Source organism: Sphingomonas sp. (assembly GCF_048595155.1).
In the GTDB taxonomy this organism is placed as follows: Bacteria; Pseudomonadota; Alphaproteobacteria; order Sphingomonadales; family Sphingomonadaceae; genus Sphingomonas_I.
The window spans coordinates 1-11,044 of record NZ_JBMDXN010000024.1 but is presented as its reverse complement, the minus strand read 5'-3'; the positions used below and the strand labels follow the sequence as shown (position 1 = coordinate 11,044).

12 protein-coding genes are annotated in these 11,044 nt (G+C 63.6%); 6 read left to right on the top strand and 6 right to left on the bottom strand.

Annotated features, from left to right (window positions below; all coding sequences use genetic code 11):
- Position 1 precedes the first annotated feature (1 nt).
- From carB to ACOJSI_RS04375, 3 genes are all read left to right on the top strand, one after another.
- Positions 2 to 3,265, top strand: a complete 3,264-nt coding sequence (carB, locus tag ACOJSI_RS04385; RefSeq protein WP_420137045.1) for a carbamoyl-phosphate synthase large subunit — start codon at positions 2 to 4, stop codon at positions 3,263 to 3,265.
- A gap of 119 nt (positions 3,266 to 3,384) precedes the next feature.
- Positions 3,385 to 3,861: a transcription elongation factor GreA gene (gene greA / locus ACOJSI_RS04380; RefSeq protein ID WP_420137044.1), complete on the top strand. Its 477-nt coding sequence runs from the start codon at positions 3,385 to 3,387 to the stop codon at positions 3,859 to 3,861.
- Between the two features lie 108 nt (positions 3,862 to 3,969).
- Positions 3,970 to 4,596, top strand: a complete 627-nt coding sequence (locus ACOJSI_RS04375) for a rhomboid family intramembrane serine protease (protein WP_420137043.1) — start codon at positions 3,970 to 3,972, stop codon at positions 4,594 to 4,596.
- A 93-nt stretch (positions 4,597 to 4,689) separates the two neighbouring features.
- Here ACOJSI_RS04375 and ACOJSI_RS04370 read toward each other — a convergent pair whose 3' ends face one another.
- The 5 genes from ACOJSI_RS04370 to ACOJSI_RS04350 all read right to left on the bottom strand — a co-directional run bounded on the left by ACOJSI_RS04370 (position 4,690) and on the right by ACOJSI_RS04350 (position 7,254).
- The gene (locus tag ACOJSI_RS04370) at positions 4,690 to 4,908 is read right to left on the bottom strand and encodes a DUF4170 domain-containing protein (protein ID WP_420137042.1); all 219 of its coding nucleotides are present in this window, start codon (positions 4,906 to 4,908) and stop codon (positions 4,690 to 4,692) included.
- 49 nt (positions 4,909 to 4,957) lie between these two features.
- The gene (locus tag ACOJSI_RS04365; RefSeq protein WP_420137041.1) at positions 4,958 to 5,557 is read right to left on the bottom strand and encodes an MlaC/ttg2D family ABC transporter substrate-binding protein; all 600 of its coding nucleotides are present in this window, start codon (positions 5,555 to 5,557) and stop codon (positions 4,958 to 4,960) included.
- A 63-nt stretch (positions 5,558 to 5,620) separates the two neighbouring features.
- Complete coding sequence (locus ACOJSI_RS04360; protein ID WP_420137040.1) at positions 5,621 to 6,058, bottom strand: hypothetical protein; 438 nt, start codon at positions 6,056 to 6,058, stop codon at positions 5,621 to 5,623.
- 291 nt (positions 6,059 to 6,349) lie between these two features.
- A complete protein-coding gene (locus ACOJSI_RS04355) occupies positions 6,350 to 6,688 on the bottom strand; it encodes a phage holin family protein (protein WP_420137039.1) in 339 nt (112 codons plus the stop codon).
- On the bottom strand, positions 6,685 to 7,254 hold the full coding sequence (locus ACOJSI_RS04350; protein WP_420137038.1) for a hypothetical protein: 570 nt from the start codon (positions 7,252 to 7,254) through the stop codon (positions 6,685 to 6,687). Before ACOJSI_RS04350 ends, ACOJSI_RS04355 begins: the two co-directional genes overlap by 4 nt.
- A gap of 166 nt (positions 7,255 to 7,420) precedes the next feature.
- On the opposite strand from ACOJSI_RS04350, the gene eno reads away from it, so the two are divergent.
- The 3 genes from eno (at position 7,421) to ACOJSI_RS04335 (ending at position 10,277) form a co-directional block, all read left to right on the top strand.
- The gene (gene eno / locus ACOJSI_RS04345) at positions 7,421 to 8,698 is read left to right on the top strand and encodes a phosphopyruvate hydratase (RefSeq protein WP_420137037.1); all 1,278 of its coding nucleotides are present in this window, start codon (positions 7,421 to 7,423) and stop codon (positions 8,696 to 8,698) included.
- Positions 8,699 to 8,861: 163 nt separating this feature from the next.
- Complete coding sequence (locus ACOJSI_RS04340) at positions 8,862 to 9,506, top strand: RBBP9/YdeN family alpha/beta hydrolase (RefSeq protein ID WP_420137036.1); 645 nt, start codon at positions 8,862 to 8,864, stop codon at positions 9,504 to 9,506.
- A gap of 207 nt (positions 9,507 to 9,713) precedes the next feature.
- Positions 9,714 to 10,277 (top strand): hypothetical protein, encoded by a 564-nt coding sequence (locus tag ACOJSI_RS04335; RefSeq protein ID WP_420137035.1) that lies wholly within the window; start codon positions 9,714 to 9,716, stop codon positions 10,275 to 10,277.
- A 25-nt stretch (positions 10,278 to 10,302) separates the two neighbouring features.
- On the opposite strand, the gene ACOJSI_RS04330 is transcribed toward ACOJSI_RS04335, so the two are convergent.
- Positions 10,303 to 10,953, bottom strand: a complete 651-nt coding sequence (locus tag ACOJSI_RS04330; protein WP_420137034.1) for a hypothetical protein — start codon at positions 10,951 to 10,953, stop codon at positions 10,303 to 10,305.
- Positions 10,954 to 11,044 lie beyond the last annotated feature (91 nt).

The window sequence follows — 11,044 nt, the reverse complement described above, 5'->3', positions numbered from 1 at the left end:
CATCGGCCAGGCGTGCGAGTTCGATTACTCGGGGACGCAGGCGTGCAAGGCGCTGCGCGAGGAGGGCTACCGCATCATCCTCGTCAATTCGAACCCGGCGACGATCATGACCGATCCGGACATGGCGGACGCGACCTATGTTGAGCCGATCACGCCCGAAGTCGTCGCGCGCATCATCGAAAAGGAGCGGCCTGACGCCGTGCTCCCGACGATGGGCGGCCAGACCGCGCTCAATACGGCGCTGGCGTTGTGGCATGATGGCACGCTGGAGAAGTTCGGCTGCCAGATGATCGGCGCGGATGCCGAGGCGATCGACAAGGCCGAGGATCGGCTGAAGTTCCGCAATGCGATGGACAAGATCGGGCTGGAAAGCCCGCGCTCGCGCATCGCCCACTCCATCGATGAGGCGCTCGACGCGCTGGATTTCGTGGGCTTGCCCTCGATCATCCGGCCGAGCTTCACCATGGGCGGGCAGGGCGGCGGCATCGCCTATAACCGCCAGGAATTCATCGAGATCGTCACCTCCGGCCTCGATCTGTCCCCGACCACCGAAGTGCTGGTCGAGGAGAGCGTGCTCGGCTGGAAGGAATATGAGATGGAGGTCGTGCGGGATCGTAACGACAATGCCATCATCATCTGCTCGATCGAGAATGTCGATCCGATGGGCGTCCACACCGGCGATTCCATCACGGTCGCGCCGGCGCTGACGCTGACCGACAAAGAATATCAGATCATGCGCAATGCCAGCATCGCGGTGCTGCGCGAGATCGGCGTCGAAACCGGTGGCTCCAACGTCCAGTTCGCGGTCAACCCGAAAGACGGCCGCCTGGTCGTGATCGAGATGAACCCGCGCGTGTCGCGCTCGTCGGCGCTGGCATCGAAGGCGACGGGCTTCCCGATCGCCAAGGTCGCGGCCAAGCTCGCGGTTGGCTATACGCTCGACGAGATCGACAATGACATCACCGGCGCCACACCCGCCAGCTTCGAGCCGACAATCGACTATGTCGTCACCAAGATCCCGCGCTTCGCATTCGAGAAGTTCAAAGGCGCGTCCGATCATCTGACCACGGCGATGAAATCGGTCGGTGAAGTGATGGCGATCGGCCGCAACTTTCATGAGAGCCTGCAGAAGGCGCTGCGCGGGCTGGAGACGGGCTTGTCCGGCCTGAACGTCGTCGATCGGCTGAAGGGCGCGCCGCGCGCCGAGATCGAGGCCGCGCTGGCCGAAGCGACGCCCGACCGGCTGTTGATCGCCGCACAGGCCCTGCGCGAAGGCTTCACTGTCGACGATGTTCATCGCATCGCCAAATATGATCCCTGGTTCGTGGAGCGGCTGGCCGAGATCGTCCGCGCGGAGGAGCAGGTGTGCCGCGAGGGGCTGCCGCGTGACCCGGCCGCCATGCGCAAGCTCAAGAGCATGGGTTTCTCCGACAAGCGTCTGGCGTGGCTCGCGCTGAACAGCGCCAACCTGCGCGGCATGCAGCGGGAGCAAGCGCGCGGATCGGGCATCGTCCATGATGTCATCCGCGCGATGGCCGGCGGCGTCACCGAAGCGGAGGTCCGCGCCCATCGCCACAAGCTGGGCGTGCGGCCGGTGTTCAAGCGCATCGATACCTGCGCCGCCGAATTCGAAGCCAAGACGCCTTATATGTACTCGACCTATGAGGCGCCGGCCTTCGGCGAGCCCGAAAATGAGGCGCAGCCGTCGGATCGCCGCAAGATCGTGATCCTGGGTGGCGGCCCCAACCGCATCGGCCAGGGCATCGAATTCGATTATTGCTGCTGCCACGCCTGCTTTGCGCTGAGCGATGCGGGCTTCGAGACGATCATGGTCAATTGCAATCCGGAGACGGTCAGCACCGACTATGACACGTCCGATCGCCTGTATTTCGAGCCAGTGACGGTCGAGGACGTGCTGGAAATTCTGCATGTCGAGCAGCAGAGCGGCGAGCTGGTAGGCGTGATCGTGCAATTTGGCGGCCAGACTCCCCTCAAGCTTGCGCAGGAGCTGGAGAATGCGGGCATCCCCATTCTCGGCACCTCGCCCGATGCGATCGATCTTGCGGAAGACCGCGAGCGGTTCGCGGCTTTGGTGAACAAGCTGGAGCTGAAGCAGCCGGCCAACGGGATCGCGCGCAGCCGCGACGAAGCAATCGCGGTGGCGGACCGGATCGGATATCCCGTGCTGACACGCCCCTCCTATGTCCTTGGCGGACGGGCGATGGAGGTAGTCGATACGCCGGCGCAGCTCGACAATTATATCGCGACCGCGGTGCAAGTGTCGGGCGACTCCCCCGTATTGATCGATCGCTATCTTCGCGATGCGATCGAGGTTGATGTGGATGCGATCGCCGACGGCACCGACGTCGTCATCGCCGGCGTGATGGAGCATATCGAAGAGGCGGGCGTCCATTCGGGTGACAGCGCCTGTTCGCTGCCACCCCACAGCCTGTCGCCCGAAATCGTGGCGGAGATCGAACGGCAGACCGATGCGCTTGCCCGGGCGCTGAAGGTCAAGGGCCTGATGAACGTCCAATATGCGGTGAAGGACGGTCAGGTCTATCTGATCGAAGTCAATCCGCGCGCCAGCCGCACGGTGCCGTTCGTCGCCAAGGCCGTCGGCGCGCCGATCGCCAAGATTGCCGCCCGCGTGATGGCGGGCGAGATGTTGAAGGATCTGCCCAGGATCGACCTCGACGTGGATTATATTGCGGTCAAGGAAGCGGTATTCCCGTGGGCGCGCGTCCCCGGTGTGGATCCCGTGCTCTCGCCCGAGATGAAGTCGACCGGCGAAGTGATGGGCATCGACCGCGACTTCGCCACGGCCTTCGCCAAGGCGCAACTGGGGGCAGGGACGGTCCTGCCGCAGGCCGGAACGGTGTTCGTATCGGTCAAGCCGAGCGACAAGCCGGTGATCGAGCCTGCGGTGCGGATGTTGATCGACCTGGGTTTCGACATCGTGGCGACCGACGGCACGGCCGAATATCTTGCCGGACGCGGACTGGCGGTGGAGCGCGTGAACAAGGTCGCACAGGGACGGCCCCACATCGTCGATCGGCTGAAGGACGGCGGCGTGCAGCTGGTGCTGAACACGACCGAAGGCTGGCAGTCGCTGCAGGATTCCAAGTCGATCCGCGCGTCCGCAATGCTGGCGCGCATCCCCTATTTCACCACGGCGGCCGCAGGCGTGGCGGCGGTACGGGCGATTGCAGCGTTGCGGGAGCACAGCCTTGAAGTGCGCTCGCTCCAATCCTATCATAGCTAGCTGACGATCCCAGACATCGTGAAGATGCGGGCGTCGCCAAGTGGCGGCGCGGGGTAGTTTTTTGACGCTTGAGGCTTTCCGCTTCGTATTTTTTACGCTGCACAAGGGGTTTGGTAGACATGGCAAGCGACGAGAAGATGCCGATGCTGGTGGAAGGGCACGACATGCTCACCGCCGAAGTCGCGCGTCTCAAGACGGAGCGGCCGCAGATCATCGACGCGATCGAGGAAGCGCGCGCGCACGGTGATCTTTCGGAAAATGCCGAATATCACGCGGCGAAGGAGCGTCAGGGCCAGATCGAGGCGATGATCGCCGACATCGAAGACAAGCTCTCGCGCGCATTGGTCGTCGATCCGAAGACCTTGTCGGGTGACAAGGTCGTGTTCGGCGCGACCGTGCATCTGGTGGACGAGGACGACAAGCCCATCACCTATCAGATCGTGGGGCAGACCGAGGCGGACGCCAAGGCAGGCCGCATTTCCTATTCCTCGCCGCTGGGCCGCGCCTTGATCGGTCGTAAGGTCGACGAAGAGGTTGAGGTCACTGTGCCCTCGGGCGATAAATATTACGTCGTCACCGGCATCGAATTCATCTGATTTGACATTTTTCCGTAGCTTTGGACGATCCATGGCGGCCGGATTTCTATCTTATGCCCGGTCTGGTGGGGCGGCAGCGGCGCCGTCCGCCGCGCCCATTGTCGTTCCATGAAAGCCGCTCCTCCCAAGGCAACCTTCGCCATTTGCGGGGTAACGCTGCTCAGCTTTGCCTTGCTGAGCGCGACGGACCGCTTCGCCGATGCCGCTGTGCTCGGCGGGTTCATTCCCGCGCGGCTATCCGGTTTGGCCGTGCCTTATGCGCTACCCGTGTGGCTGACGCCGCTTAGCGCGACGTTGCTGCATGGCGGCCTGCTGCATCTCGGCTTCAACCTGCTGATGCTCTACTTTTGCGGACGCGACGATGAAGTGGCGCTGGGACGGCCCGGCGTCGTCTTGCTCTATGTGCTAGGCGCCTATGGGGCAGCGGCCGCGCATTATGCGGTGGGGCCGCATTCGACCTCGCCCATGGTCGGCGCCAGCGGAGCAATCTCGGCGCTCGTCGGGGCTTATGCCATACTCTACGGCCAGCGCCGTCCGTCGAAATTCTCGCCGGAGGTGGCGCGCTGGTTGCATATTGCCCGGCTCGCAGCGGCGTGGATCGCCGTGCAGCTGATGCTGGGCCTGGTGTCCCGCACCCAGGGGCTTGCTATCGCCTGGGCCGCCCACGTTGGCGGCTTTCTGGTCGGACTGATCATCGCGCGCCCCCTCCTGCGCTGGCGCTATCGCAAAGCCTAAGCAGGCGAGGCGACAAACCAGCTGAGGCCTGTCGCGCTCGCTGGAGAGCAGTTCGCGGCCGATGCTCCGGATAGACCTATTCGGCCAGCCGGTTCAGTCCTTGGCGTCGGGGTTCAACAGGCGATGAAGATGGACGATGACGTAGCGCATTTCGGCGTCATCGACCGTGCGCTGCGCAGCAGCCCGCCACGCCTTTTCGGCGCTGGCATAATCCGGAAAAAAGCCGACCACCTCCACCTTGGAGAGGTCTTCGAAATCGAGCGTGCGCGGGTCTTTGACCCGCCCGCCGAACACCAGGTGCATTTTGCTCATGGGCAAAGCTTCCTGCCGTCGGCGGGGGGGAGTTGCAAGTGCGCGTTGATTATTTGCGCGCGTTCATCATGCGAACCAGCGCATCGAAGCCCTGGCGCTGGATGACGGAGTTGAAATCTGCGGCCTGGGCCATGGCGACGTTGATGCCGGCGACGTTCAGGTTCAGCACCTTCCAGGCGCCGCCAATCTTCACCACCGACCAGGTGGCCGCGATCGGCTGCGCGCCGGGCTTGGTCACCTGCGTATAGACGTCTGCACCACCGCCGGCAGTCGGCTGAGACCGGATCACACGGATGCTGGCGTTGGAATATTCGAACAGGCGATCCGCATAGGTGCCCACGACATAGCCGGGCAGGGCCGACTTGTAGGCCGCGCGCTGCGCCGGCGTGATCTTCGGCAACCATGCACGGATCAGGCGGTCGCCAATCTGATCGACCGCCACATTCTGCGACAGAAGCGCCCGGAACTTGGCCTTGGCTGCTTCGCGGCTCCCGCTGCGCATCGCTGCGAAGCCGTCCGTCGTCAGGGTCTGAATGAAACGCTGCGGATCGCTGGTGTCCACCGCCGCCGACGCCGGCGCGGTGACCGCGGGAAGAAGCATGCCCGAAGCGATGCCAAGCGCCAGCAGGGCGCCACGAACCTTGATCATACCTATCTCCAAAAAGCGACGAGCGGACGCAAGCGCCCGCCCGTCTGAACTTGCGTTGAACTTCTAGCGGGTTGCCGACTCGCGTGCCGCCTGGATTGCGGCTGCGCCGGCGGTGCCGGCCGCCTTCAGGGCCTGCTCGACCAGCTTCGACACCTGGGCGCGCAGCTGATCGGTCGAAAGGCCGGATTCATCCAGCGCGTCCGTGCCCGCGGTGCGGCCCGCTTCCAGCGCGGCACGGGCTGCATCGCCAATCTTGGCGCCCAGCGGCCCGAGCAGCTCCTTTTCCTTTTCGATGCGGGGCAGCAAGGCGCCAGCGAGCGCACCAATCGCGATGCCGCCAAGCAACGCCGCCAGCGGGCTCGCCTCCAGGCTCTGGCCAGCGCCCGACGTCTTCTCGCGCGCAGCCGCATAAGCAGAGGCGACGCGCTCGCTCACCTTGCCGTACGCATCGGTGAGAGCGCCATTGTTCGTGTCGTTATCCGCGGCTTTCGGCTTACTCATCACTGTCTCCATCATCATCTTTGCCACGCAGCCGGGCGATCAGCCGCGCGATCGGTTTACGGGCTATCAACGCAGTAACGCCTATTGCGGCTGCAGACGCGGCCACAGGGCGCTGACTAATCACGCGCGCGGCGCCGTTGGCGGCGCTCTCCCCGGCGTCCCGCGCGCTTTCCCAAGCGTCATTTGCAAGCACGGACGGTTTCAGTCGGGCTTGCAGCGCCTGGGCCGATCCAAGGAAACGTTCTCGCGCCGCAGCAACTTCGGCGCGTGCCCGCGCGACATCCGCCTCACTCATTTTGCCATGCCCTTGATGCGATTTATGGCGATCCAGCTCAGTAAGCCTGCGATCGCCAGCACCGCGACCGCTGCCACGGCGAACCCGCCGGCAAGCCCCAGCCAGCGCGCCAGCAGCAAGCCCAGCGCCGCGACCAGCACCGTGAGGGCTGCCTGGACGAGCAGGATCGCGACAACGATCATGGCCAAGGCGGGCCCAGCCTGGCCCGCCTTGGTCGAGACCGTCGTCTTGACGAGATTCACCTCGGCCCGGAGATAGGCCTTGCCATTATCGATCAGGCGCGCGGCGAGCTCGCGGAGCGGCACAGGCTCCTCGCCGGTCTTCAATTGGGTCACGCCTTCGGCGTATCTTCGCGGGTGCCGCCGTCCGCCAGCCCGGCACGTGCCAGCCGCGCGACCACGAAGCCCAAAGCGGCCGCCGTGCCGACGGCGATGGCCGGCGATCGGGCGATCAGCGCGCGCGCATCCTGGAACAGATCGTCCACGTCCTTGTCGCGGAATGTATCCGAGAAACTGCCAATGCCCTGCGCGGCGCGACGTGCATAATCACCATATTGGCGCCCCAGCTTGTCGTCGATTTCGGCAGCGGCATCCTCGACCGTCTGTACCAGATTGTCCAATGCCGCGGTCGCGCGATCCTTACCGGCCTGCGCAAAATCGCGCGCCTTGTCGGTCGCCTGGCCGCGCAGATCGTCGAACCGGCCAAAAAGGGGTGCCGCGCCGTCTGCGCCGGTCGCGCTGTCGGTGCCGACGTTCGGCCGCGCGCCTGCATCGTCCCGGCCCGTTTCGGCCGTTCCGATCGAGGCGAAACCCTGATCCGGACCGTCGCTATCGTCGCTCACGCTCGCGCCCTCGATGATGGCATCGGTGCCCTCGGGCAGCTGATCGTCGGGGGAAGCCATGTTTCGTCTCCTGGGTTGACGGGTGTCGATGATTCAACCGCCGCACTGCGGCTGCGTTCCATCATCCTAATACACTATTTCGTTCCGTTTCCGTTATTATTGCCTGATGCGTTTGCCGCCGATAGAGGCGCGGCATCTGTTTCAGCATAGCGCAAGGAAAACCCCCATGACCGCGATCGTCGACGTCCACGCCCGCACCGTGATCGACAGCCGGGGCAATCCCACCGTCGAGGTCGACGTCACGTTGGAGGACGGCAGCTTCGGCCGCGCCGCCGTTCCGTCCGGCGCCTCCACAGGCACCCGCGAGGCGGTCGAGCGCCGCGATGGCGACAAGAGCCGTTGGGGGGGGAAGGGCGTGGATGATGCCGTCGAAGCCGTGAACAGCGAGATCGCCGAGGCGGTGGAAGGGCTGGAGGCGGAGGATCAGGGCGAGGTCGACGCCATCATGATCGAGCTGGACGGGACCGAGAATAAGGGCCGGCTGGGCGCCAATGGCATCCTCGGCGTCAGTCTTGCCGTCGCGAGAGCAGCGGCAGAGGCGCGAGGCCTGCCGCTCTACCGCTATGTCGGCGGCGTCGCTGCGCACCTGCTGCCGGTGCCGATGATGAACATTGTCAACGGCGGTGCCCATGCCGACAATCCGATCGACTTTCAGGAATTCATGATCGTACCGACCGGTAGCGACAGCCTGATCGAAGCGGTCCGCTGCGGTACCGAGATCTTCCACACGCTGAAGAAGAAGCTGCACGACAAGGGATTGGCGACGGCCGTAGGCGACGAAGGCGGCTTCGCGCCGAACCTCGCCAGCCCGTCCGATGCGCTGGATTTCATCATGAGCTCGATCGAAGCCGCCGGCTACACGCCCGGCGAGGATGTCGGCATTGCGCTGGATTGCGCGGCCAGCGAGTTCTTCAAGAACGGCGTCTATGATCTGGAAGGCGAAGGCCGGAAGCTGAGCCCGGCCGAGATGGTCGATTATCTGGCGGAACTGGCCGGCAAATATCCGATCGTCTCGATCGAGGACGGCATGGCCGAACAGGATTGGGAGGGCTGGAAGCTGCTGACCGACCGGCTGGGCGCAAGCTGCCAGCTGGTTGGCGACGACATCTTCGTGACCAATCCCCGCATTCTGGCGGAGGGCATCGAGAAGGGTGTCGCCAATTCGTTGCTCGTGAAGGTCAATCAGATCGGCACGCTGAGCGAAACCTTGGAAGCGGTCAGCATGGCGCAGCGGGCCGGCTATACCGCCGTGATGTCGCACCGCTCCGGCGAAACGGAAGATTCGACGATCGCAGATCTCGCGGTCGCGACCAATTGCGGACAGATCAAGACGGGGAGCCTCGCGCGGTCCGACCGGCTTGCCAAATATAACCAGCTGATCCGCATCGAGGAAGAACTTGGCGCGATCGGCCGATATGCCGGGCGCGCTGCGCTTAAATACTGAACTCCGACTAGCGGGCGGGCGGTGCACACATCGTTCGCTCGCCGGGCTGGCGGTTCAAGCGTGCAGCGTCCAAGCCAAGCTACGCGCGCGCCAACGCTTGCTATATTTCCTACTTGTTAAATAGGGATTAAGGTGCCCGCACGTCCATTGCGGAGTGCACGGCATGGCATCCAGCGAATCTGGCCTCTCGCCCTTGTGCCTGATGGTGCCGGGACTTGGCAATTCCGGCCCTGGTCACTGGCAAACGATCTGGGAATCCGAACGTCCCGATTGTGTTCGGGTGGAACTGGGGATGTGGGATAATCCGATCCGCAATATCTGGATCAGCAGGATCGATCAGGCGGTTGCGGCCGCCAACGGCCCAGTCGTGCTGGTCGGACATAGTCTGGGGTGTCACGCCATCCTGTGGTGGGCCGGCCTGCTCGGCGAGGATGTCAGCGGAAACGTGGTGGGTGCCATGCTGGTCGCGCCGCCGGATGTCGATCGTCCGGGGGTGGACGCACGGCTGGCGCCGTTTGCGCCTGCTCCACAAAGCATGCTGCCGTTCCCCACGATGACAGTGGCGAGCAGTGACGATCCGTGGTGCGATGCCGACCGTGCGATTGAGCTGGCGGGGGCGTGGGGTGCGCAGTGTGTGCTTCTGGATCATGTCGGGCATATCAACGCGGACTCGGGGCTGGGCGCATGGCGCGAAGGTCAGGACCTGCTGGAGGGATTATTGGATGCACGTCCCAGGGTTGCGCCAGCGCCCGAGCTGCGGGGCCATGCCGCTGCCGTTGCGTGCCACCGACCCTGGATCGAGGGATAGCGCCATCCGATAGCGCTAGGGGCCGCCGTTGGCGGATGTCTTGAGCCTATCTCAAAGGTTTGCCAAGTTCTCGGCCACCGACAGCTATGAAAGCGGCTGGGTGGGTTAAGAGGAGAATTGCCGAGACCGTGCAGCTTCAGGAACGATAATTGTCGCGGGCCGGACCCTCTGCTAGCCATCCTTATCGGTTAACGGAAAGGGTCTTTGATGAAGCTGTGGCTCGCAGGCGCGGTTATAGCGCCGATGCTGGCGTCTTCCGCTTCGGCACAAATTCCACCTGAATTGCTTGGCGGTGGATCCTCCGCCGCGCCGATGTACAGCGAGCCCTTCTACAAAGGAAAGGAGGGGTTCTGGGTGCTGTTCCGGGACCGTGAAAACACCGGATATCATTGCTCGGTCAATTTCATCGCGCCGGACAATACATTCTCGATGCGCGGGCCCGACGATGCCGACATGGCGCGAAAGCATTACGGCTCGATCTGGTTCGTCGGCAAGGCAATCCCCCCGGCCGCAAAGCCCGAAACCGTCCAGGTCAGCTTAACCGGCAATCGCCCTGCTGCCGCCGTTCCCGCAGGGCATGTCAGTATGCCAGGTGCGGCCAGCGGCGCTTTGGTGCTGACGATCGATGTTCAGAAATCGCTGCTGGAAAAACCAGACAGCAATGACATCGCCGTCCAGATGCAGGGCAAGGAAGTATTCCGATCCAAACTGATCGGGCTGCAGCAGGCCTATCGCGTGCTGGGCAACTGTATGCGCGCTGCCGGCAAATGAAGTCGATTTCGGAATAGGCGGCACCTCAGGAGGCGGGCACGTTCATGATATCGCTGCAGGCGTTCCTGAGGTTGCGTGTGTCGCCATCCTTGTCATGGAAGACCGATACGTCGGCCACCCGCAGCGTACCCGCGCTATCCGGGATCAGCGCGAAAGTGACGTTGCACGTATCATAGCCCCCACCTGTCATGGTCGCACCGGTGACGACGTTTTGCCACAATACCTGATTGTTAAACGCCTGCCCATAAGACAGGAAGCGCGCGCCCGCCTGGCGAACCGAGGGATTGCCGTTGGCAGCGACCACGTCCTGCTCGGTCTTGCCCAGCCAGACTTGCAACAGGATTGATTCACTCCGCGATAATCGACGATTGGCGCGATATCTGGCGGCCGCTGCGGTAAAGTCCGTTCTCGTGTTCATCTCCTTCAGCCGGCCTCCAACCAGGGCCTGGGCGTCGTCCATACTCTTTCGGAACGTTGCCACTTGAGCGTTGAAGGCCTGTTGCTCGGCTGGCGTAAGTTTGCGGCCGGAACTGATGGCGGGCTTCTGCACGTCCTTCCACAAATTGGTCCAGGTGAATTCGGCCAGGAAAAGCGGCGACATGCCGTCCGGAATGAGTTCGGCGTCGTTTAGGCTGATCGCGGCCATTTTCTGCCGAAAAAGATTACGGTCGATCACATGGTCCGCGCCGGCCCAGTCGGCGTTAGCCCCCCAACAGGCAATTCTGTGGCCCCCCCCCCCCCCAACCCCCGACAAACAGTATCAAAAA